This is a genomic window from Kordiimonas lacus (assembly GCF_001550055.1).
In the GTDB taxonomy this organism is placed as follows: Bacteria; Pseudomonadota; Alphaproteobacteria; order Sphingomonadales; family Kordiimonadaceae; genus Kordiimonas; species Kordiimonas lacus.
On sequence record NZ_LRUA01000004.1, the window covers coordinates 214,231 to 237,561 of the forward strand.

The 23,331-nt window shown below is 57.4% G+C and carries 20 protein-coding genes; 8 read left to right on the forward strand and 12 right to left on the reverse strand.

The features are described 5' to 3' along the window. Positions 1–42 precede the first annotated feature (42 nt). The 6 genes from KORLAC_RS07650 to KORLAC_RS07675 all read right to left on the reverse strand — a co-directional run bounded on the left by KORLAC_RS07650 (position 43) and on the right by KORLAC_RS07675 (position 3,489). Complete coding sequence (locus KORLAC_RS07650) at positions 43–345, reverse strand: pyrophosphohydrolase domain-containing protein (RefSeq protein ID WP_068305100.1); 303 nt, start codon at positions 343–345, stop codon at positions 43–45. A gap of 2 nt (positions 346–347) precedes the next feature. After that, positions 348–986: a carbonic anhydrase gene (locus KORLAC_RS07655; protein WP_068305102.1), complete on the reverse strand. Its 639-nt coding sequence runs from the start codon at positions 984–986 to the stop codon at positions 348–350. 5 nt (positions 987–991) lie between these two features. Beyond that, positions 992–1,693 carry a PAS domain-containing protein gene (locus KORLAC_RS07660; protein WP_082714568.1) on the reverse strand — a complete coding sequence of 234 codons (702 nt, stop codon included), beginning with the start codon at positions 1,691–1,693 and terminating at the stop codon, positions 992–994. Between the two features lie 29 nt (positions 1,694–1,722). Further along, positions 1,723–2,286: a PAS domain-containing protein gene (locus KORLAC_RS07665; protein ID WP_068305106.1), complete on the reverse strand. Its 564-nt coding sequence runs from the start codon at positions 2,284–2,286 to the stop codon at positions 1,723–1,725. Between the two features lie 86 nt (positions 2,287–2,372). Continuing rightward, positions 2,373–2,954 carry a PAS domain-containing protein gene (locus KORLAC_RS07670; protein ID WP_068305108.1) on the reverse strand — a complete coding sequence of 194 codons (582 nt, stop codon included), beginning with the start codon at positions 2,952–2,954 and terminating at the stop codon, positions 2,373–2,375. A 46-nt stretch (positions 2,955–3,000) separates the two neighbouring features. Next, complete coding sequence (locus KORLAC_RS07675; RefSeq protein ID WP_068305109.1) at positions 3,001–3,489, reverse strand: MarR family winged helix-turn-helix transcriptional regulator; 489 nt, start codon at positions 3,487–3,489, stop codon at positions 3,001–3,003. Positions 3,490–3,602: 113 nt separating this feature from the next. On the opposite strand from KORLAC_RS07675, the gene KORLAC_RS07680 reads away from it, so the two are divergent. Further along, on the forward strand, positions 3,603–4,481 hold the full coding sequence (locus KORLAC_RS07680) for a branched-chain amino acid aminotransferase (RefSeq protein WP_068305111.1): 879 nt from the start codon (positions 3,603–3,605) through the stop codon (positions 4,479–4,481). A 38-nt stretch (positions 4,482–4,519) separates the two neighbouring features. On the opposite strand, the gene KORLAC_RS07685 is transcribed toward KORLAC_RS07680, so the two are convergent. Further along, on the reverse strand, positions 4,520–4,933 hold the full coding sequence (locus KORLAC_RS07685; RefSeq protein ID WP_068305113.1) for a helix-turn-helix domain-containing protein: 414 nt from the start codon (positions 4,931–4,933) through the stop codon (positions 4,520–4,522). Positions 4,934–5,140: 207 nt separating this feature from the next. Here KORLAC_RS07685 and KORLAC_RS07690 point away from each other — a divergent pair, with 207 nt between their 5' ends. The 5 genes from KORLAC_RS07690 (at position 5,141) to KORLAC_RS07710 (ending at position 11,558) form a co-directional block, all read left to right on the forward strand. Next, positions 5,141–5,950: an outer membrane protein assembly factor BamD gene (locus tag KORLAC_RS07690; protein ID WP_068305116.1), complete on the forward strand. Its 810-nt coding sequence runs from the start codon at positions 5,141–5,143 to the stop codon at positions 5,948–5,950. 27 nt (positions 5,951–5,977) lie between these two features. Next, the gene (recN, locus tag KORLAC_RS07695; protein WP_068305118.1) at positions 5,978–7,648 is read left to right on the forward strand and encodes a DNA repair protein RecN; all 1,671 of its coding nucleotides are present in this window, start codon (positions 5,978–5,980) and stop codon (positions 7,646–7,648) included. Positions 7,649–7,651: 3 nt separating this feature from the next. Further along, positions 7,652–10,018: an NAD-dependent DNA ligase LigA gene (gene ligA, locus KORLAC_RS07700; protein ID WP_068305120.1), complete on the forward strand. Its 2,367-nt coding sequence runs from the start codon at positions 7,652–7,654 to the stop codon at positions 10,016–10,018. A 55-nt stretch (positions 10,019–10,073) separates the two neighbouring features. Continuing rightward, positions 10,074–11,036, forward strand: coding sequence for a TIGR00341 family protein (locus KORLAC_RS07705; RefSeq protein WP_068305122.1), 963 nt, complete (start codon positions 10,074–10,076; stop codon positions 11,034–11,036). Between the two features lie 189 nt (positions 11,037–11,225). Continuing rightward, on the forward strand, positions 11,226–11,558 hold the full coding sequence (locus tag KORLAC_RS07710) for a hypothetical protein (protein WP_068305124.1): 333 nt from the start codon (positions 11,226–11,228) through the stop codon (positions 11,556–11,558). A 122-nt stretch (positions 11,559–11,680) separates the two neighbouring features. Here KORLAC_RS07710 and KORLAC_RS07715 read toward each other — a convergent pair whose 3' ends face one another. The 3 genes from KORLAC_RS07715 to KORLAC_RS07725 form a co-directional block, all read right to left on the reverse strand. Then, positions 11,681–12,589 carry a 50S ribosomal protein L11 methyltransferase gene (locus KORLAC_RS07715; RefSeq protein ID WP_068305126.1) on the reverse strand — a complete coding sequence of 303 codons (909 nt, stop codon included), beginning with the start codon at positions 12,587–12,589 and terminating at the stop codon, positions 11,681–11,683. 10 nt (positions 12,590–12,599) lie between these two features. Further along, a complete protein-coding gene (locus KORLAC_RS07720) occupies positions 12,600–14,957 on the reverse strand; it encodes an ATP-dependent helicase (protein WP_068305128.1) in 2,358 nt (785 codons plus the stop codon). A 73-nt stretch (positions 14,958–15,030) separates the two neighbouring features. Continuing rightward, positions 15,031–16,839: a chloride channel protein gene (locus tag KORLAC_RS07725; RefSeq protein ID WP_074519507.1), complete on the reverse strand. Its 1,809-nt coding sequence runs from the start codon at positions 16,837–16,839 to the stop codon at positions 15,031–15,033. A gap of 248 nt (positions 16,840–17,087) precedes the next feature. Here KORLAC_RS07725 and KORLAC_RS07730 point away from each other — a divergent pair, with 248 nt between their 5' ends. Further along, entirely contained in the window at positions 17,088–20,516 is a 3,429-nt protein-coding gene (locus KORLAC_RS07730) for an AsmA family protein (RefSeq protein WP_068305132.1), read from the forward strand. On the opposite strand, the gene KORLAC_RS18660 is transcribed toward KORLAC_RS07730, so the two are convergent. Both KORLAC_RS18660 and KORLAC_RS07735 read right to left on the reverse strand, forming a co-directional pair. Beyond that, positions 20,476–20,703, reverse strand: a complete 228-nt coding sequence (locus tag KORLAC_RS18660) for a ribbon-helix-helix domain-containing protein (protein ID WP_074519506.1) — start codon at positions 20,701–20,703, stop codon at positions 20,476–20,478. The genes KORLAC_RS07730 and KORLAC_RS18660 overlap by 41 nt on opposite strands. Positions 20,704–20,733: 30 nt before the next feature. Then, the gene (locus tag KORLAC_RS07735; protein ID WP_068305134.1) at positions 20,734–22,083 is read right to left on the reverse strand and encodes an MFS transporter; all 1,350 of its coding nucleotides are present in this window, start codon (positions 22,081–22,083) and stop codon (positions 20,734–20,736) included. A 139-nt stretch (positions 22,084–22,222) separates the two neighbouring features. Here KORLAC_RS07735 and KORLAC_RS07740 point away from each other — a divergent pair, with 139 nt between their 5' ends. Next, a complete protein-coding gene (locus tag KORLAC_RS07740; RefSeq protein WP_068305136.1) occupies positions 22,223–23,251 on the forward strand; it encodes a LacI family DNA-binding transcriptional regulator in 1,029 nt (342 codons plus the stop codon). Positions 23,252–23,331: the final 80 nt, after the last annotated feature.

Genomic DNA, 23,331 nt, shown 5'->3' on the forward strand with positions numbered 1-23,331 from the left:
GAGCTTAGGCATAGGCATTCCAGCTGGCAAGCTGGGACAGATTCAATTCTTGATATGGCTGCCGGTACCGTCGCCTTTGGCGCGCCAGGTTCGGGCCCTGTTTTCCGCCATTTTCTTGGTGACTTCAGCCCCGAGATCCAGGCCATTCAGTTCCATCAGGCGATAAAGCAGGATGGCGATATCGGCGGTTTCTTTTCCGATTTCTGTTTTGTCGCCTGCCGCTGTCGCTTCCAGAAGCTCATCAAGTTCCACCTGTGCGCGGCGGACCAACACAGTCTGGTCTCCGGCCGGACCAAAGGTTTCCTCTGCCCAGGCGGCAACAGATTGCTGGGTTTCCTGTGACATGACTATCCCAGGCTCTCGACATCAAGCGTGATTTTCTGTTTCGCCCGAACCTGGCTCAGGTCGCCGTTGTGGATGTCGAAAATGAAGCCGATGACAGACAGGGTCCCGGCTTCCATGCGCTCCCGCACAAAGGGGAAGCTCTTGAGGTTTTGCAGGCTCAGGTGTACCGCGGCGCGTTCCAGCATGCGTTTGCTTTCGGCGTCATCCTGTTCGTCGAAGTCTTCGTGGGCGCGCAGCCATTCCCTGAGGGGGCGCATCCAGTTATGGACAAAGCTGTCAGTAGGCATGCTGTGGTCGATAACGCTGGCCACACCGCCGCAGCCCGCATGCCCCATCACGACGATGTTGTCGACCTCAAGCACGGTGACTGCGAATTCGATGGCTGCAGATGTGCCGTGATACCCGCTGTCGCGTTCATAAGGTGGGACCATGGCCGCCACGTTGCGGACAACGAACAAGTCGCCAGGACCGGCAGAAAGGATCTGCTGCGGAAGTACACGGCTGTCTGAACAGGCAATCATCAAGGTATGGGGCTTTTGGCCAGAGGATGCCAATTCTTCATACAGGGCGCGGTCACTTTCGAAAACCGTATCCCTGAATTTCTGGTAGCCCTTGATAAGGCGATCGTCGATCTTGCTCATATGACTTAACTCGTCCATTTTTCGGAGTGTTGCAAGGTCAATTTGACGGGGATTTTGCCGGACCCGTTTTTATGGAAGATGAAGTTTTCAATATAATCTGTCGGTGCCCCGGCACCGAGGTCCAAATAGAACAAATCCTTGATGTGTGAGTCGCTCTGGTCTTCCAGTGGCCGGATGCCCCGGTCCTCAATATCTTTTCGGCCCAGGCCATAAGCCATGACATACCGAACCTGTCCGGCATCGTCTGCCAGCGGCAAGTGAATGGTTTCATGGAGATACCGGCTGCCTGTGTCAGTTGAGATGATATCACGGACGAAAGCGCCACATGGTGTGTTCACAATATAATCGTGAAAAACGGCTACCGACTTCTTGAAGGCCTCGGGCAGGAGGTCGTAATAGTTCCTGCCTGTCAACGGATAGCCAGCGGCCCGTTCAAACGCGCTGCCGGCATAGCGGATTGGCAAGTCCATTGGTCCAATCCTTTCAGTAACGCAAATGTGGGGCAGGAATTCCCCAAACCGCAGGGGCGACAGGTCTGAGCGGCAGGGCAGGATAGTATGCGCGCCCCGTGTCAGGTCGTTCCATCGTTCCGTGAATGGACGAAATGTTTCCGGTAAAACCTTCATGCAGCTTCCCCTCGTGCAAGAGGCGCTATCTTGGCACGCAACCGGGGGCATGGCAATTCTGCAGCGATTGATCCAGGGCATATCTTTTATGGGGGGAAGGTAGCTCAGGCTTATCCTGCATGAAACCTGAAGTCGCTTACATGCGCCGTTGGGGCGCCCTCGCCAAGGTCAAGATAATGCAGTTCCTTGATATTGGATTCGTTATGGTTGCCCGCCGACCTGGGCGTTTGGTCACCGTAGGGCTTGCGGCCCACACCGTAAACCATCAGGTACCTGGCGTCGCCGGCGTCGTCCACCAGCGGCAGATGAAGGGTTTCATGCAGGTAGCGGGCACCCGATGTGGCCGTGATGACATCACCAACGAACGCCCCACAGGGGGTGGTTCTTATCAGGCGATGGAATGTTTCGGTGGGCTTGACGAACTTTTCTGGCAACATGTCATAATAATTCTTGAGCTCGGTCCCGAAACCCGCCAGGCGTTCGAATTCGGTGCCGGCGAACCTGATCTCCATTTGCCGTTGCCCGATAAACTCACTGATGCATACCAAATGCAGGAATTCGCCGAACCGCACCGGGCTGATATCCTTCTTGTGAGGTAGTAGAGGGTGATGCTTGCGAGGCAGGTTTTCCCACGCTGTCAGAAACGGCGAAAATTCTCCGGGTGGTACAAACATCTTTTTCCTTCAGCTGCGCGCTTGTTCAGCATGGCGCAATCCGGTTATTTTTTGCTTAATTGATACGCGGTGAAAGGGCGGGTGGTTCAAACAGGCTGCCGACCCGCTGGCGCGCAAAGGCGGAAGTTTTTGATATAGTCCCCAGGCGCACCGGCCCCAAGATCCAGATAAAACATATCTCTGACACTGGAAGCATTGTGGTTACCGGGCTTCCGTTCGCCAGTATCACCGTATGGCCTGCGACCATGGGCATAAGCAACCAGATAAACCGGATCACCCTGAGGGTCGGCCATCGGCAGCTGAATGGTCTCGTGCAGATACTGACTGCCTGATGTGGTGGTAATCACATCTGCGACAAAGGCGCCACAGGGGGTGCCCAACAAGTTGTTGTGGAACAAGGCCATGGGCTTGTGGAACGCGGGTGGCAACAGGTCGTAATAATTGCTGCCGGTGACTTGGGTGCTTGCACTTTTTTCATATCCACTGCCAGCATATGTGACCTGCAGGTTAAAGGGCGCGACCATTTTGGCGATGCCCGTAGAGTGCAGGAGATCGCCGAGCGCAGCAGGCGTTATTTCATTCTTGCAGGGAAGCAGGGAATGGGCCGTTCGGGGGAGGGCTTTCCATACGGTAAAGAAACGGTCCAGCTCTGGTGGCAGATTAAACATTCGGGCCTGGTTTGCTCCTTTTGCAACCTGAAGGCCCTATTGCACGTTATTTTTCGATTTGGCGCAAGACCGCTTCGCGTTCTTCTTCATTCACGATGTTGAGAAGCACTTCCCAGAATCCCGCCACTGCTTCGGGGCCAGCCTTCTTGTAAGCCTCGGCTACGCGCTGGCGCTGGGTTTCGAACAGTTCCTTTTCAAACGCCTTGCCCTTGTCGGTCAGATACAACAGCCGCTGTCGGCGGTCTTCAACGCCGGACACCTGGTCCACATAGCCGTCCTCAACAAGTTGCCCCAGAACCCGCGACAGGCTTTGCTTTGTAATGCGCAACAGGCTCAGCAGCCCGGAGACAGTCGTGCCCGGATTGCGCCCGACAAAATAGAGCACGCGGTGGTGGGCCCGGCCGAAGCTCGAATCAGCGAGGATATTGTCTGGGTCACGCGTGAAGTCGCGATAGGCGAAATACAGCAACTCGATGCCGCGCCTGAGCTCTTCCTCACGTAAATAAAGGTTTGAATGTGGTAATTTTCTTTGCATAAGCCTGATTAGCGATATATGTCAGTGTTATTGACATAATATCGACAGAATGTTACATCGATCAAGTAAAAAGCGACATATTCTTATTTGTTTCGTGTGTTTGGAGAACTAAAATGGCATCTGCCCCTTATGATGACCGCGACGGTTGGATCTGGATGGACGGTGAATACCGCCCCTGGCGCGACTGTAACGCCCATGTGTTAACCCATGCCTTGCACTATGGCGGCGCGGTCTTTGAAGGACAGCGAGCCTATAACGGAAAGATCTTTAAGCTTAAAGAGCATACCGAGCGTCTTTTCAAGTCGGCTGAATTGCTGGGCTATGAAATCCCCTACACGCAGGACCAGATCAATGACGCCTGCATGGAGCTTCTTGAAAAGAACAAGCTTGTTGATGCCTACTGCCGTCCGATTGTGTGGCGTGGCAGCGAAATGATGGGTGTTTCGGCCCAGAATAACACCATTCACGCGGCGATTGCCGTGTGGGAATGGCCGTCCTATTTCTCGCCGGAAGCTCGGATGAAGGGCCTGAGGCTCGACATCTCCAAGTGGCGGCGTCCCGCGGCAGACACTGCGCCTGTGCATGCCAAGGCATCCGGCCTTTACATGATCTGTACGATGTCGAAACATGCGGCTGAAGCCAAAGGGTATGACGACGCGCTGATGTATGACTATCGTGGCCAGGTGGCCGAAGCGACCGGCGCTAACATCTTTTTCGTCAAAGACGGTGACCTTCACACACCAACGCCCGATTGCTTCCTGAACGGGATTACCCGCCAGACAGTGATAGAGCTCGCGAAAAAGCGTCAGATCAAGGTGATCGAACGCGCTATCATGCCGGAAGAACTGGAAGGCTTCGAGCAGGCGTTCCTGACTGGCTCCGCCGCCGAAGTGACACCGCTGAGCGAGATCGGGCCTTACAGGTTTGAAGTTGGTGAAATCACCAAAACGCTGATGCTGGACTATGACGCGCTGGTCAAAGGGGAAGCCTGAACGGCTTCCCGACCCCCGTATGCTTTTTTACCATGACCTCAAGAGGTCATGATTTTCGAATCCTTGATTGCACGGACCAAATCGCTGAGCGCATCCCGGACATTCACGTTCGGGAGCGTTTCCAGTTCCGGAATGATCAGGTCCATGTCTGTGATCCGGCCGCTTAGGATTTCATCACCGGCCGGAAGCCCCTCATAAAAATGGGACACGCTTGTTTGCATGATATGGGCAAGCAGATAAAGCCGCCCCGCGCTGACACGATTCTGGCCGCTTTCGTATTTCTGGACCTGTTGATAGGATATGCCAAGGATATTGGCGATGTCCTGCTGACTAAGGTCAAGTGTTCGCCTGCGATCCCGAAGGCGCCTTCCGACATGTTTGTCGATCAGGTCTGCTTTGCGCGCCGACAAGCCATCCTGCTTGTCCTCAATTTCGTCACTTTGCGGCGCCATAGAGTCTCCTTCTCTGTTGAAAGGGCTATTCCCCGTTGGCGCTTGCGGCTTCCTGTGCTAGAGAATTCGCCTACGCTGAATTGTTGGGTGGGAATTACCTTTCAGTGATTGTTGAAAATATACTAATGGTTGCATTAGGCTGAGACTAGAAATCTTACGCGGGAATTGCAAGCATGCATTTAAGATGTGCGGGAGTAAGGGACTGACATGACAGCAAATTGGCTGAAAACATCTATTCTGGGCGTTGCGCTTATCAGTGTGGCTGCGTGTAGTTCCAAGGATGAAGAAGACGTCTATGTCGCGCGCGACGTTGAGGTTCTTTACAACCTCGGTCAGGACAATCTGAAGAAAAAGCGCTACCAACTGGCAGCGTACGCCTTCGATGAGGTTGAGCGGCAGCACCCTTATTCGGTGTGGGCACGCCGTGCGCAGCTGATGGCGGCTTATTCGCACTATATGACCAACAACTATGACGATGCGACCTTGGCTGCCGAGCGCTTCCTGCAATTGCACCCGGGCAACCGGTCCGCACCCTATGCCTATTATCTGATTGCCCTGAGCCACTATGAGCAGATCTCGGACGTTGGCCGGGACCAGGCGCAGACGCTAAGGGCACAAAGCTCTTTGACAGAAGTGATCCGCCGCTTTCCGAACACGGAATATGCCCGTGATGCCCGCCTGAAGCTGGACCTGACGCTGGACCACTTGGCTGGTAAGGACATGAAGGTCGGTCGTTTTTATATGAAGCGGCAGGAGTATCTGGCGGCCACAATGCGGTTCCGCAATGTGGTCGAGAATTACCAAACCACCAGCCACACGCCTGAAGCCCTCCACCGACTGGTGGAATCCTACCTGGCGCTTGGTGTCTATGACGAAGCCAAGATGGCTGCGGCGGTTCTGGGACACAACTATCCAAGCAGCAAATGGTACCGCTATAGCTATGCACTACTCAGCGGCAAGGATATGAAGCCGGAAGGCAAAAGCGGTTCCTGGCTGAGCAAACTCTGGCCATTCTAGGGATTGGTCAATTAAGGGGAGAGCGCGATGCTGACCAGTCTCAGCATTCGTGACATAGTTTTAATCGAAAAGCTGAACCTGTCCTTTGCGGCGGGCCTTACGGTCTTGACCGGTGAAACCGGTGCGGGCAAATCTATCCTGCTGGACAGTCTTGGCCTTGCGACCGGCGCACGTGCGGATCGGGCGCTCGTTCGTCAGGGCCAGGAAAAAGGCATGGTTTCGGCAGCCTTTACGGTAGCTACCGGTCATCCCGCCTGCGCGCTTCTTGAAGACCAAGGTCTGGATGGCGGCGAGGGTGAAATCATCCTCAGGCGTCAGATTACCGCTGATGGCCGCTCCAAGGCCTGGGCCAACGACCAGCCAATCGGGCAGGGGCTTCTTGCTGAACTGGGCAGCTTGCTGGTGGAAGTTCATGGCCAGCACGATGACCGCGGCCTTCTCGATAGCGCCGGACACCGTGGCCTGCTGGACGACTTTGGCCGCTATGGCACGGAATTGAAAACGGTTGCTGCAGCACACAATGAGCTTCGTGAAGCGTCAGAAGCACTGGCAGAAGCCGAAGAGATGCTGGCCAATGCCAAAGCAGACGAGGAATTTCTTGAGCATGCGGTGGCTGAATTGGATACGCTGGGCATTGAAGAAGGCGAAGAAGAAGCACTCGCGGAACGCCGGACCCTGATGATGCAAGGCGAAAAGCTGGCGGATGACCTCAAGGCTTATCAGGATGACCTGGCCGCAGATGGCGGTGTTGACGCAACCGTGCGCGGTGTGCTTCGCCGCATGGAACGCACAGAGGGTGCTGCCGGTGATTTGCTGTCTCCCGTAATTGAAGCACTGGACCGCGCAGCGATCGAGCTGGGCGAGGGCATGGCAGCGCTGGACCGTTTGGCACAGGACCTGGATTTCGACCCGCATGAGCTGGAGCGCACCGAGGAGCGCCTGTTTGAAATCCGCCGCCTGGCACGCAAGCACAATTGCCAGCCCGATGAACTGCCGGCCCTTCTTGAGAATTTGAAAACGCGCTACGCCGCCGTTAGTGCAGGCGATGAAATGGTTGCCGCAGCCCGCGTCCGTGTGGGCAGCGCCAGACAGGCGATGAAGGCGGCGGTTGAAGCTTTGACTGCCAAGCGCAAGGCTGCCGCTGCAGAATTGGACAAGCTCGTGATGGCGGAACTTCCGCCCCTCAAACTGGAAAACGCCCAGTTCCGTACGGCCGTGGAAACACTGCCAGAAGGGGACTGGACTGCCCAAGGCGCGGACCGGGTGAGCTTTGAAGTGAAAACCAATGCCGGCACGCCGTTTGGATCGCTGGTCAAGATCGCATCGGGCGGCGAGCTCGCACGTTTCATTCTGGCGCTCAAGGTGGTGTTGGCGCGCGGTTCCAGCACGCCCGTCATGGTGTTCGACGAAGTCGACAAGGGTATTGGCGGGGCAACCGCGAGTGCGGTGGGCGAACGTCTCAGGCGTCTGTCTGAAAGTGCGCAGGTGCTGGTTGTTACCCACAGCCCGCAGGTGGCCGCGCGCGGCAACCGCCAATTCCAGATTTCAAAAGGCGACCATGGCGCAGAAACGCGCACCGATGTGGTTGCGCTCGAAGACGAAGCCCGCCGCGAAGAAATCGCCCGCATGCTGGCCGGCAATGTGATTACGGATGCGGCCCGCGCGGCGGCAGACCAACTTTTGCATCTTGATGGATAGTTGATGACTGACTTGTTTACAGTACCCGCCACGGATTTAACGGAAGCCGAGGCGCGCCGCGAGTTGGCGCAGCTGGCGATGGAAATCGCGACGCATGACCGCCTGTACCACGGTGAGGATGCGCCCCGCATTTCCGACGCGGATTATGATGCCCTTCGTCGCCGCAACGATGAGATCGAGGCCCAGTTCCCGCACCTCGTCAGGAAGGACAGCCCCTCGAAACGTGTTGGCGCGTCCGTTCGTGCCAGCAAGTTCGAGAAGGTCAAGCACGCGAAACCGATGCTGTCGCTCGATAATGCCTTCAATGATGATGACGTACGGGAATTCGTGGCCCGTGTGCGCCGTTTCCTGGGGGTGGGCGACAATGTTCCTGTCGATCTGACGGCTGAACCCAAAATCGACGGCCTGTCGCTGGCGCTTCGCTACGAGCAGGGTAAACTGGTGCAGGCCGCGACCCGTGGTGACGGCAGTGTGGGCGAGAATGTCACGGCCAATGCCCGCACGCTGGATAGTATCCCGACCGAACTGGCTGGTGAAGGCTGGCCAGATGTGATCGAAGTGCGCGGTGAAGTTTATATGGGCAAGGAAGATTTCCTCGCGCTGAACAAGGCGCAGGAAGAAAAGGGCGCGAAGGTATTTGCGAACCCGCGCAACGCCGCCGCAGGCTCCCTGCGTCAGCTTGACAGCAGCATTACTGCGTCCCGCCCACTCAAGTTCTTCGCCTATGCCTGGGGCGAGGTGTCTGAGATGCCGTCCACCAGCCAGATGGGTATGATCGACTTATTCAAGGCCTGGGGTTTCGACGTTAATCCGCTTCTGGTGAAATGCGACGGCGCGGACAGCGCCATCGAGCATTACCGCCTGATCGAACGCGAGCGCCCGACGCTCGATTACGATATCGACGGCGTCGTCTATAAAGTGGATGACCTGGCGCTGCAGGACAGGCTTGGCATGGTGGCGCGCGCTCCCCGCTGGGCCATTGCCCACAAGTTTCCGGCCGAAAAGGCCATGACCATCCTGCGTGACATCGACATTCAGGTGGGGCGCACGGGCGCGCTGACACCGGTTGCCAAGCTGGAGCCCGTCACTGTGGGCGGCGTGGTTGTTTCTAACGCCACACTGCACAACAGGGACGAGATCGCGCGCCTGGACGTCCGTATTGGCGATACGGTTGTCATCCAGCGCGCGGGTGACGTGATCCCGCAGGTGGTGTCTGTGGTGACGGACCAGCGCCCGGCGGACGCGGTGCCGTTTGAGTTCCCGGAAAACTGCCCGGTGTGTGGCTCTCATGCCGAAGCGTCAGACGATGATGTGGTCATTCGCTGCACCGGCGGCCTGGTGTGTTCCGCCCAGCAGGTTGAGCGCCTGCGCCATTTCGTCTCCCGTGGTGCGTTCGACATTGAAGGCCTGGGCTCTAAGCAGGTGGAACAGCTGTTTGAACGCGGTTGGATCGCAGAGCCCGCCGATATTTTCGCGCTTTCAGAGAAGAACGAGGCAGAAGGCGGCGCCATGCAGAAATGGGAAGGCTGGGGTGACCTCTCCGTCTCCAACCTGATGGCTGCGATTGACGAGCGCCGCGATATTGATTTCTACCGGGTGATTTTTGGCCTGGGCATTCCGGGCATCGGAGCAGAAACGGCAAAGCTGCTGGCGCGCAATTTCGGCACACCGGACGCCATGGTGGCTTACCTCGCGCGTGGGCTGGAGCTGATGAACGGCCTGACATCTGCCGGGCTCACCGCCCATGAAGCCAGCGCTATAAACTATTGCCTGTTGGCGTTTGGGCACCTGAAGGATTTCGAAGCGGCCCTGCAGCCGACAGACCTGTTCGCGGCGGGCGAGGGCTTTATTGGCCTAGTGGCTGCGCGGCTTGCGCGCATTGATGCGGGGACGTTGAAGGCAGAAAATATCCGTGTCAGCCGCTTGCGTACCGTGGCTGGGCTTAAGGGCGTCAGCCTGTCCAACGAAGGCCTGCTGGCCTTGAGGTCGCACAACAGTGAACTGACAGACATCGACGGCATCGGCGGTGATGTGGTGCTGAGCCTCGCGGATTTCTATCTGGAGGAACGCAACCGTGCGGTGCTGCACAGGCTTCTGGATGCGCTGAATGTCCGCGAAGTGGAAGCACAGGCGACCGACAGCCCAGTGTCTGGCCTGACCGTCGTGTTCACGGGCAGCCTTGAAAAGATGACCCGCAATGAAGCCAAGGCGAAAGCCGAGTCTCTGGGCGCCAAGGTGGCGGGGTCTGTTTCCAAGAAAACGGATATCGTTGTGGCCGGCCCCGGCGCGGGCTCGAAGCTCAAGAAAGCCGAAGAGCTTGGCGTCAGGGTCATGACCGAAGACGAGTGGCTCGCACACATCGCAGGCTAAAGCTTGTGCTTGAGCAGTGGCTTCGCTAGATTTCCCCCTCTAGGGGAGAAAGTCTATGCCGCTCAAGATGTTGCAGGTTACCGTGCCGGTCGCGGCCGAAGCGCATGTCAAGAAAATCGCTGCCAGCAATAGCGTGGTCAGTTGCGAACGGTTGGCAGAGCTTGATGGCGACCATGTCCAATATGTCCTGCTGACGCGTGCGGGCGAACGCCAGAAGGTCATCGACGATATCCAGAAGCTGCTGGCGACATCCTCCCGGGCGCGCATCAATATCATGCCGGTTGAAGCAACGCTGCCTGACGTGGAGGCGCGCGAGGCGGGAGACACCCGTGAAGAACTGATGATCAAGATGCGCCAGGGCGCGCATCTGGACAGCGGCTATCTGGTGCTGACGCTTCTGTCCACCATTGTGGCGCTTATTGGCATGGTGCAGGACAATGTGGCTGTTGTGATTGGCGCCATGGTGATTGCGCCGCTGTTGGGCCCCAATCTTGCCTTTGCCTTTGGCACGTCTCTGGGCGACAAGAAACTGATGAGCGACGCCTTCACGACCGCTTTCACGGGCATGTCGGTGGCGATCGCCATGGCTGCTATTGTGGGCATGATCTGGGGTGAGCTTCCTGAAAGCCAGGAACTTCTTGGTCGCACCGAAGTCGGCCTTGGCGGCATGGCGCTGGCGGCCGCGAGCGGTATTGCTGGCGTCCTGTCACTGACGTCCGGGCTGTCCATGACGCTTGTGGGTGTCATGGTGGCCGTGGCGCTGCTGCCGCCGGCTGCGACGCTTGGTTTCATGCTGGGTATTAAACAGTGGCAGCTGGCCAATGGGGCGCTTCTGCTGCTGATCGTCAATGTGGTGTGTGTGAACCTTGCAGGTTTATTGGTTTTCTTCGCCAAGGGTATTCGGCCCCGCCTGTGGTTCGAACGGCGCATGGCCACACCCTATATTCTGTCAGGCATGGCGGTATGGAGCCTTTTATTGCTGCTTCTTATTTTCGTCATAGGAGCGACACCTTCCTGAAAAAGTTGGCGTATATCCTTGCTTCCCCATTCGGTGAGCGGGAGGCTTAAACTTTCAAGCTATGCGTTTAATGCATATCTTGTTTGCGTTTTTAACCACTTCTTAATCATGACCGACAGGCCTATCTAAGCCCTGTCAGCAAGGGCTGACGGAGCCCACAAAGGGCATGATTGGTTAAGGAGAAGACCAATGGCTAAGACAGCGCAATTGAACGAACAAATCGCAGCATTCAGCTTTATGGGCCTGATGGCGAGCGAAGGTAAAATTCCTGGTGTGGTAAGCGGTGCTGCTGACAAGCAGTTCTTCCTGGTAGCAACCGAAGAAGCGGCTAACGAGCTGGCATCCGACCTTACAGCAACTGGTGATTTCTTCGCCCTGATGACCGAAGCAGGCATGATGCGCCCTGTCGAGCCAAAGCAGAAGAAACCGTTCCGGATCAAAATCACCCGCCCAAGCGGCCTCGGTGGTGGTTTTGGTGGCATGAGCGGTGGTGCTCTCGGCGGCGGAGCGTTCGCTCATTAGTCCCTGCGGTTGACGCGGCTCTGGCCTGACAGTCAACCATTAGAATTTCCCAGTGGGGCAGCCTTCTCCTGAAACAAGGCTGGCCCATCCTCCCCGGAGCATTTCACCTTCCCGGGAATGCTTCACGGCTTGCGCAAAACAAGCGCGAGCCACTCCCCTTTCTCTACTCTGCCCAGAGATACTAGTCCTCGAGCCAAATATGGTTCGAGGACTTCTTTTTCCTGCGTCACAAGAAGCCCGGACAGCACAAGCGTGCCGCTTTTCGCCAGCGCGTCGACAATATCGGGCGCGAGGTCAACAAGCGGGCCGGCCAGGATATTGGCGGTGATCAGGTCAAACGGTTTCTCATCCTTGAAGGCCGGGTCATCAAGGCCGGGCGCCACCACAACAGCCATGCCGGGCAGGCCAGAGCCCACTTGCCGCGCGACACCATCATTAACCGTGATGTTTTCTGCCGTCACCTCGATGGCGATGGGATCAATGTCTGATGCGGTGATACGCATTTTGGGCCAGACCTTTTGGGCCGCAAGCGCCAGCACGCCCGAGCCTGTCCCCAGGTCAAGCATGGTCTTGGGGCTGAGGTCGTCCGCGAGCTGATCCAGCACCTCAAGGCAGGCGGCGGTGGTTTCATGCTTGCCGGTGCCGAAAGCTTGTCCCGCGTCAATCTGGAGGTTGATGGCATCCGCCTTGGCTTTGTCTGCGTCATGGCTGCCATAAACAAAGAAGCGGCCTGCTTCCACTGGCGCCAGCAGCTTCTGGCTTTCGCTGACCCAGTCTTTATCCTCAACCGGGGCAAGCTCATGCGGCCAGTCACCGAGGCCCATGCGCGAGAGGACAGCCGTCAGGAACTCGCTATCTGGCTGGGTCGCGAAAAAGATTTCCACGCGCCATTCAGCTTCGCCGGGCTGTTCGAAATAGGACAGCGTGGGCGGAAACTCGCCGCGTTCGTCCGCGACCATCTCCAGGGTTGCTTCAAGTTCGCGTGCGCGGGCTTCCGGCAGTTCGCCATTCAGGCACCAGATATCACTCATCATAATCTCCTCAGGCGCGGGTGACGAACGTGTCAACCACGCGCTTGGCGCCAGCCTTGTCGAATTCGACGAGCAGCTTGTTGCCCTCAACGTCTTCAACCATGCCGTAGCCGAATTTGTCATGGAATACCCGTTCCCCGATGGCGAAATCGCTGATGGGGGCAGGGGCCTTTTTCTTCTTGGGCCGCGAGGGCTTCATGGTGATGGTCGGTGGCGTGCCGCGGTGCGGCGTTTGGTCAAACGACTGCTCCTGCCGCCAACTTTGGGCCCGCTGCCATCCGGGGCCATATTTGTCGCCGCCGGACGTGAAATAGCCCTCATCGGCAAAATCATCGCCCCAGCCGCGGCTCTGGCGCTGGTTGCCGTACAGCCCCTGGCTTGATTCCATCTCGATATGGTCGCCGGGCAGTTCGTCAATAAAGCGGCTGGGCAGGCTTGACTGCCACTGGCCGAACACCTGCCGGTTGCCGGCAAAATAGATATTGGCCTTCTTCTTCGCCCGCGTGATGCCCACGTAGGCCAGGCGGCGCTCTTCCTCGAGCCCTTTGACGCCGGTTTCATCCAGCGCCCGCTGGTTCGGGAACAGGCCTTCCTCCCAGCCGGGCAGGAAGACGGTGTCGAACTCAAGGCCCTTGGCGCCGTGGAGCGTCATCAGCGATACCTTCTCGCGGGTGTCGTTATTGTCGTTTTCCATCACCAGTGCGATATGTTCAAGGTAGCCGCCCAAGTTCTCGAATTCACCCATGGCCGAGACCATTTCCTTGACGTTTTCAAGCTTGCCGGGTGCGTCGGGTGATTTGTCGTTCTGCCACATTTCCATGTAGCCCGATTCCTCGAGCACGATTTCCGCGACTTCCACATGGCTGTGGGTGTGAAGCATGGCGCGCCAGCGGTCGAAATCATCCATCAGGGCGGATAGTTTGTTGCGTGCGGCGGGCCTGAGGATATCCATGCCGCCAATCATGCGCGCGGCATAGGGCAGCGACACACCGTGCGACTGCGCCAGCCCATGCACCTTCTGGATGCTGGCTGTGCCCAAGCCGCGCTTGGGCACATTAACGATGCGTTCGAACGCCAGCGCGTCATCGGGCTGGGCGATCACCCGCAGGTAGGCCATCACATCGCGGATTTCGGCGCGCTCATAGAAGCGCGGGCCACCCACAACGCGGTAAGGCACGCCGAGGGTGATCAGCCGTTCCTCAAACTCACGCATCTGGAAACCGGTGCGCACCAGGATCGCGATTTCACTGAGCGCATGCTGTTTGGACTGCAGGTTTTCGATCTCTTCACAGATGGACCGCGCTTCTTCAGGGCCGTCCCACACGCCCTTGACGGTAACCTTCTCGCCGTCGCCAGCATCGGTCCACAGGGTTTTGCCAAGGCGGCCTTCGTTTGATGTGATCAGCGACGACGCTGCGGCGAGGATATGCCCGGTGGAGCGGTAATTCTGCTCAAGCCGCACAACGGTTGCGCCAGGGAAGTCGCTCGAGAATTTCAGGATGTTGCCCACTTCGGCGCCGCGCCAGCCATAGATGGACTGGTCGTCGTCGCCCACGCAGCAGATATTCTTGCTGGCCTGCGACAACAGCCGCAGCCACAGATACTGCGCCACGTTGGTATCCTGATACTCGTCCACCAGGATGTAGCGGAACTGGTTGTGGTATTCCTTCAATACATCTGGATGGGCCTGGAACAAGGTGATCACATGCATCAGCAGGTCACCGAAATCCGCGGCGTTGAGGATTTTCAGACGTTCCTGATAGGCACGATACAGCTTGCCGCCCATGCCGTTGGCGTAGGCATAGCTCTCGCCTTCCGGTACGCGGTCCGGCGTCAGGGCCTTGTTTTTCCAGCGGTCGATCAAGCCCGCGAGTGCCCGGGCAGGCCAGCGCTTATCGTCGATATTTTCGGCCTGAATCAGTTGCTTCAGCAGCCTGATCTGGTCGTCTGTGTCCAGGATGGTGAAGTTGGACTGAATGCCGACAAGTTCCGCATGCTTCCGGAGAATACGCACGCAGATGGAGTGGAAGGTGCCGATCCACATGCCTTCAACTGGGCGTCCGATCACGCGGGCGACCCGCTCCTGCATTTCCTTGGCGGCCTTGTTGGTGAAGGTCACGGCCAGGATGTTCCAGGGTGCGGCGCGGCCTGTGGCCATCAGGTGGCCGAGGCGGGTGGTCAGCACGCGTGTTTTGCCGGTGCCGGCGCCTGCGAGCACCAATACAGGGCCTTCTGTGGCCAGAACAGCATCGCGCTGTGGCTCATTCAGGCCATCCAGGTAGGGCGGCGGCATGTTGCTGTGCGGCGCCGGCGCTGTGGGCGCGGGCTCTGGGCTCAGGTCATCTAAATCGAACGGGTCACTCATCATCAGGCGTCTATAGCACCCCCGTGCGCGTGCGGGAAGCAGCAGATGATAACATTTTGGATGGTTGTCCCAAGCCTCAGGCGCGGCGTCCCATTTTGTGGTCCCGGCCCTGGCTTTCAAGCAATGCCCGGTTATATTCCTTCATCACATCGCGGTGGCGAATCAAGCCCACAACCACGGCCTCCTGCGTGGGGGAAATAACGGGGAGCACTTCTTCACCGCTCATCTCCAGTCGGTGGAGTGCAAGCTGCAGTGCATCGGTGGATTTCACCTTTTGCGGCATGTCGCGCATGAATTTGACGACCGGCGTTTGCGCCTTCTCAGGACTGTCGAAAATATCTGGCGGCAGTTGGCTGAAGGTGAGCGTACCGGTCATATGGCCGGCCTCGTCAGTCACAATCAACAGGCCGCCCCCTTGCGTTACCAGCATTTCCCGTGCTTTCAGGGCAGGTTCGGTGTCGCGCACGGTGAAGAAATCGCGGGTCATATGGTCAGCTACGCGGGCGGACTTCAGAAGGAAGGTGGCCTTGCCGCCTTCCAGTCGAATGCCGCGGTTGGCCAGTTGCATCAGGAAGAAGGACCGTTCAAAGAAGGCACTCGTCACCATGCTGGAAACCGCCGAGGCAATCATCACGGCGATGGTTACATTATAGTCCCCTGTGATCTCGAAAACGATCAGCATTGTGGAGATGGGCGCGCCCAACACCGCCGAAGCCACAGCGCCCATGCCGACCACGGCATATAGCCCCGGCGTAGACGCCAGCTCTGGGAAGATGGCAGCAGCAACGATGCCAAACGCGCCGCCCAGCATGGCACCCAGGAACAGGCTGGGGCTGAAGACGCCGCCACCGAAGCGCCCGGTATATGAAATGACTGTTGCGGCCATTTTGGCCACCATCAGGGATACAAGAAGCTCAAAGCCATATTCGCCATTGAGTGCCCGGCTGGTGGCTTCATAGCCGACACTGAGGATTTCCGGATAGAAGATTGCGATGGCACCAACGAAGACACCAGCAATCGCCGGCTGCAGCCAGAAAGGGATTTTGTCCAGTTTTGTGCGCACCTTGTCGCCCCAGTCCATGCCGGACATGAAGGTGACGGCAACAAGAGCGGCAGCGATGCCAAGAATGAAAAAGGCTGGGAATTCCCAGAAACTGACGATCATATATTCGGTGGTTTCAAACGCCGGGAAGTTGCCTAAGTGCGCGCGGCTGACCAGCGTGCCGGCAATGGCCGAAATCACAATGGGCGCAAACGCATGGAGAGCATAGTGCCCAAGAATGACTTCAAGTGCGAAGAAGACACCCGCAATGGGCGCATTGAAGGAGGCCGCAACAGCAGCTGCAACGCCGCACCCCAGAAGGGTTCGAGCCGCAGATGGGTTCAGGTGCAGTGCACGGGTAAGGGCGGATGCCATGGTTGCCCCCAGGTGCACCACAGGGCCTTCGCGGCCCATCGACGCGCCGGAACCAAGCGATACAATCGTGGCAACCGCACTTGCGATGCCGCTTTTGATGCCCAGTCGCCCGTTATGAAGTGCTGCAGCCTCAATCACATTAGGAACACCGCGTGCCTGATGCCGGTTGATAAGGCGCAGTATCTGGCCAACAACCAAACCGCCGCCAATCAGTGCGCCCATGATGTGCCAGAAGGGCAGGTGCTTGGCGCCGGAGGCCAGTTCTGCTTCGCTGAGGCCGTAAATCAGTTCAAGCAGTTCGCCAATCGCCAGGTAAAACCCGATGGCGGCATAGCCGGAGATTATACCGACGAGAACAGCGAGGATCGTGATGGCGCCAAATTCGTACCCGCCTGCCGAAAACAGGGTGGTGCGGACGCGGCGTCTGATCCGGCCAAAGAAACCTGATTTTTTGCCGGATGCTGGCATCAGGCGCATTTCTCCAAGAACACATCGTCAAATAGGCCGACCGTAACCGAAGGGGCTTGAGTTAGCCCTGAAACGGGGCCCGCGGGCCAGCGATCAAAGGTACCTTAGTATTTGAAATCAAAAAGGTTAAGCGATTTTCGCCGCATCAATGCCCTATTCTCGGGGCAGGGTAGCAATGAGCCCTTGTCAAAGCGGGAATGTTTTCGCACTGTTCCCCTTAGGGTTTGAGACATTGGACGGAGCCAGTCGTGACAACCGGGAAATTGCTAAAACTGACATATTGGCTGTTTGGCTCGCTGGTGGCGCTGTTGCTGCTGGCATCGGTGGCGATTGGCTTTCTGGATTGGAACCAGTACCGGGGAACACTGTCAGACCTGGCTTCATCACGGCTGGGGATGCGGGTTGAACTTGCCGGCCGCGTCAGCGTCGGGCTTTTCCCGCGCCCTGAAGTGTCGGCAGAAACCGTTCGACTTTATCCAGCAGGAGACGCAGGCGCTGATTTTGTTGCGACCGCCGACCGCATCGATATGCGGCTTGGGTTTGGCGCGCTTCTGAAGGGTGATGTTGCCATCCAGCATCTGGGGTTTGATGGCCTGAATGTTGTGGTTGAAGAAGACAGCGAGGGCGCATGGAACGTCCGCGGCTGGCCAAAATCCGAGAGTGATGCCGACGCACCGGCAACGTCAGTGCAGATGGAACGCCTCAAGATCGTCGGCGGCACCGTGCAACTGGTGGATAACCAGGGCGTAAGCCGTACCCTTGAAGGCTTGTCTTTCGACCTGAAGGGTCGATTGCCTGAAGGGCCGCTTGAATGGGATGGCAGCTTCGTTTCTGCCGGGCAAAAGGTCACCTCTTCCGGGCGCCTGCGGCCAAGTCGGGACGATAGTGTCCTGTCCTTTAAAACCGATATCGGCATGGCGGGGGGCAACCTTCATATTTCAGGGCGGCTGTTCGACGATGGCTTTGCCGGGCGTATCCAAACGGAAGGCGATAACCTCGCATCGTTCGTGGCGGCAAGCCAAGCTGTGACGGGTAATACGGAAGTTGCGCCTTCCGTGCCTGAAATGCCGTTTGAACTGGATGTACAGGTGGACCGCGAAGCCGGTGTATACCGTGCAATCTCCCGCACGCTTGATGTGGGCGGGACGCGCGGACGGCTCGACCTGACAGTCGCGCGCCGAAATGGTGGCTTTCACGCGGCTGGGTCGGCGTCATTCGGGATTTTGGTTCTGGCGCCCTGGCTTGATGCGCAAGCCAATACAGTACCGGTCGAGGCAGTGGAGCTGAATACGCCGTCCAAGACGCCCATCACGGGGGCGATTGATTTGACTGTTGAAGGCATTCAGGTTGGCAACGGGGTTATCCAGCAATTGGATGCGGTGGTGCGCCTGACAGATGAGGGTGTCCAGCTTACCAATCTGCAGGCCTTGTTGCCAGGCGGTTCGGGCCTCTTCTTTTCAGGGGCTTTGATGGCCAGTAAAGGGCAGGGGAATCTCCAAATAGTGTCTGGTAACCTGCCTGATTTGCTGCGCTGGATGCAGATTGATGTCTCTGGGCGTATTCCACCCGGGCGGTTGGCGACGGGCGAGCTTTCAGCGAACATATCCATTGCGCCTGACAAGTGGCGTCTATCTGCCTTGGAAGCGCGCGTGGACACTTCAAACTTTGAAGGCGACGTTACAGGCAAGACTGGGAGCGTTTGGCCTGAGTCGGTAAGGCTGGCGGCTGATACCCTTAATCTGGATGCTTATGTGTCTGATACATCTGGGCCAGGCACACCAGACAATTTGTTCGACACAATGCCGCCCCAGCCGATCGCCATTGAAATGATCGCGACTGAGGTTCTGTGGGGTGGCGCAAGATATTCGAACCTACGGGCAATGGGTGAAGTCGGCCCAGAGCAGCTCAGGCTTTCATCGCTATCTGTCAGGAATGCGGGCGGCAAACTGGAACTGGCTGGCCGGCTACGCAAGGTGGGTGACAAGCTGGAAATAGAAGGCGATGCCACGTTGGCCAAGTGGGGTTTCCCCGCGGTTCAGGCCCTGTCGGATGACGTTGCGCGTTATTTACAGGCCTTGGGGCTGAGCGGCGTGAACGGAACCCTGTCTGTTGCCGGCCCGCTTGAGGCCATGCGTGTTTCAGCCAAACTGTCTGAGGGGCGTGGGCGCAGCCTGTCCCTGAGTGGGGGCATTGGGTACGGATCGGATGTCGTAAAGATTGAAGGCGTACAGGGCACATTGGCCCACGAGGACCTGTCGCGCCTGGCTGCCCTTGAGGGTTATACCCTGGCGGGCAAGGTACCAGCTGACCTGACCTTTGCGGTTGGTGACAGTGAAACGGGTGCGCGGAGCATGACGCTCAGTGGGACCATTGCAGGCGGCCAGCTGTTGGCAGAAGGCAGCCAGACGGATAGTCGCCAGGAATGGCGCCTGAGCTTTGATCACAAACATGCTGGCGATGTCCTGAAGTTACTTGACCAGGAAGGTCAGTTGCCGCACCCTGGGGAGCCCATCAGGGCACGCGCCAAAGTTACCTTAAGGGGAAGTGCCTGGGATGCGCAGGATCTGGATATTCGCAATGGTCCGGCCCGGTTCGCGGGCAACCTGTCGCGCGGAGCAGACAACAAAATGGCTGGCAAGCTGGTGGCTTCGGGCTTCACCTATAATCCGCCACTCGGGCGCGCGTCCGGGCAGGCGCCCGCCACCAAAGAGCTTGCAATTGACCAATCCCTGTTTGACATGGCCGGTAAGGTCGACGTTGCACTCGATCAGGTGGAAATACTGGGCCAGAAGGTGTCGGCTCCCAATGCCAGCCTGATTGCAGGGGATGGCAGCCTTCGATTTGCATTGGGTGACGACGCCATGGTGAATGGCGGGGCTTCCGCTTTCACTTTGAATTTGATAGGTGGAAACGCCTTATCCTTGAGCGGTACCGCCAATATCAGTGAAATCGACATTGGTGCGATGCTGAAGGCTGAAGGCCTTGCGGCAGCTCTACAGGGCGTCGGGTCACTATCCTTTTCCTTCGACGGACAGGGCGACAGCCTGGACGCTATTTTGAGGACACTCAAAGGGCGTGGCGAAATGAAAGGCCGGGCCGGAAGCCTGAATTTCCTGAGTGTCCCGACACTGGTGCGCGAAATGGGCAATGCTCCTTCCGCAACTGTTTTCCTGGGGTCGGTTGGCAAGTGGCTGCGTGAAGGCAGCACCAGTTTCAGTGAAATGGAGGCGCGGTTCACGCTGGATGCAGGTACCATGCTGCTGGAAGAGCTTGCTGCAACAGGGGCGTGGGGCCAATTCGGCCTCGATGGCCAGATCAACTTCCGTGATGCGTTCCTTAACCTCAAGGGCACACTGGCGCTTTCAACACCGCCTGACACACCCGCAATTCCCGTTGAATATTCAGGACCGCTGGATAACCCAAGTGCATCCTGGGCGAGCCGGGCGCTGGAGCGCTTCGTTATTGCCGGCATTGAGCGCCGTCTGCGCAGTACGCTCGCAAAGGACCTCCAGAAAATTCAAGGCGACCAGCAGGCAGCTAACCCAGGCGCAGAGGTGTTTTCTCGTGCATTCGACCTGCTGGGCCGCCTGAAAGCCAAGCAGGAGGCAAAGAAAAATGAAGGCGACGAGGGGGAGGCTACTGAGCCTTCTCCAAAGACTGAAGGACAAAAGCCCTGAGCGCGCCTGAGAGAGACCCGGTTCGGGCTTCGTCAATAAGGCGAACGAGTTCGTTCATCGACAGGTCCTGTTCCTTCGCCAGCCGCCTGAGATGACGCCAGAAGCCTTTTTCAAGCGAAATTGACGTGCGGTGGCCAGCAATGGTCACCGAGTGTTTCTCAAGTTTTGCGTCGTCCAGGTTCAGCATCGGGTGATCATGCACTGGTTTGCTTGCGGGTCAAGTGCTGTTGCGAGCCTTTAGTGCGCTGATGATCTCGCCGTGCAGCTTCGCCGTGATCGGATAGAAGAATATCAGCAGGCCTGAAACCATGAGGGCAACGAAGGGGATGACGGTGAAAATATGCCGAATGCCGTCTGCCGTGGCTGCGCCAAGGGGAGCATCCGCCTGATATCCCACATACTTAAGCAATAAGCCGAGCGCGAAGGCCGACAGGCCTATGGAGATCTTCTGGAAAGAGGAAGCCACGCCGATCAGCAGACTTTCATTCTGTACCATGCTTTTAAATTCGCCATATTCAATGGTGTCTGGCAGCATGCTCCAGAAAATTACGGCAAAGGAGCTGAGGCCCAGTGTCACCACCATCATGGAAGCCAGCGCGGTTACCGAATTGTCGCCGAAGCCACCGTACAGGAGCGCCAAACCAGCGCTTGCGATCACGCTGCCTGTCAGCCAGGCATTGCGTTTGCCGATCTTGAGCGCAACGTAGGCCCAGAACGGGATGCAAATCAGCCCCGCACCGGACATGATGAAGATAGCGGTGGTCCCGGGGCCGCGATCACCCACCTGGCTTTCAAAGAAATAAAGGACGCTTTGCCCAATGATGGTTGTTGCAACTGTCACCAGCATGATGCCCCCCACCAGCAACAAAAACGGCCCGTTTTTCAGGATCGCGGCGAGGCTTTCCCTCATGGCGCTGGGGTGACGGTCAGGAAGATCCTCCTGCAGGGTGTTCCGAGTGGAAATGAAGCAGATGATCAGGACTATAATCCCGACAACTGCAGCGCTGTATCCCATCAGTGAAAATGCCACTTCATCCGTTTTACTTTGCTGCAGCCATTTGGCAAAGGCGGTAATGGAAACGCCGCCCAGAAAACCGCAATACATGCGAATGGCAGCCAGACGTGTCCGACCGTTGGATGCCCGGGTTACCCTGGCGCTCAGGGCGGAATAGGGGATCGAAACTACCGTATAGCAGGTGCGAAACAGGAGAAGGGTGACTAGAATGTAGGCGGCCTGCCAGAAACTGTCCGAGATATGGATCGGCGTGAACAAAAGTGCAAATGAGACTCCCAGCGGGATGGCGCCAAAGAGCAGATAAGGTCGGTAGGGTCCCCATCGGCCCGTGGTTCGTTCGGCAAGATAGCCCATGACAGGATCAGTTGCGGCGTCCCATATCATGCCGATCAGAAAAATCGTACCCACGACTTCTGGCGGCACGCCAACCACGTCAGTGTAGAAGAAGAACAGGTAAAAGCCCACGCTTTGCCAGAACAGGTTCAGGGCATAGTCGCCCGTGCCGTATCCCAGAAAGGATTTCCATTCGGTTCTGGCGGCTTTCTGGTGCAATCCCGTCCCCTGAGCGGCCGTGGAGGGTGTGGCCGAAACCTGGTTAAGTACCTGACAGCGCTATCATAATTACGTGACAATCGCAATAACGAAGCTATAGTGTTATTGAGGTTTTGTCGAGCGCCGCAGGAGTGTTGAAGTGGATGATTTAAAGGGAAAAAACGCGACCATTAGTGATGTCGCCCGGCTTGCCGGCGTGTCGATGAAAACCGTTTCCCGAGTTTTGAATAACGAAAAATATGTCTCAGAGGACAAGAAAGAAAAGGTTCTCGCGGTTGCGGCAGAGTTGAATTACCGGCCTTCCCTGCAGGCGCGGGGCTTGGCGGGCAACCGGTCCTTCATGATCGGGTTATTTGTCGATGACCCCAGCGGTGACTATATTTCCAAGGTTCAACGGGGGATTCTGCGCCGCTGTGAAGAAGCAGGCTGCTACCTTGTTGTTGATGTGCTCAGGGAGCGCGGCAATGACGCCAAGCTGAGGCAGATTTTGAACAGCATTCGTTTTGATGGTGTGGTGCTGTCGTCGCCAGTATGTGACGACGTTGCCGTTCTTGACGCGCTTCGGGAACGCAGTGTGCCAACGGTAAGGATTGGCCCCGGCGTTGATGCAACAGACATGGCCCAGATCGAAATTGATGATTACAAGGCCGCGTTTGAGGCTACCGAATTTCTTATAGGGCAGGGACACCAGCGCATTGGTTTCATCAAGGGCGACCCCAACCACGGCTGTTCCCTGGACCGGGAGCAGGGCTATTCCAAGGCCATGAGGGCGCATGGTCTGACGGTCAGCAATGACCTGGTTGCCCCAGGTATGTTTTCCTTCGACAGTGGTTATACCGCCGCTGAAAAACTGCTGAAGAGTGAAAGTCGCCCCACAGCCATTTTCGCCAGTAACGATGAAATGGCAGCTGGCGTTGTGGCTTGTGCGCAGGCTCTCGGCTTGCGTGTGCCGCTTGATGTATCTGTCATGGGTTTTGACGATGATTTTCTGGCAACGATTATGTCGCCTGCAATCACCACTGTCCGTCAGCCTATTGAGGATATGGCAGCAGGCGCAGTTGACCTGATCCTCGAAGCCAAGGGCAAAAGCGCTGCGCTTGAAGACAAGACGGTCATTTTTGACTATGAGTTGGTCAAGCGTAAATCCGTTCGGAAACTATCTGCGTAATCCAATGATATGACACGTATGACAGCTTACGAGTCGCCTTATGGTGCTCTGTGAGGCGGGTAATGCGTGTATTTGGTGTC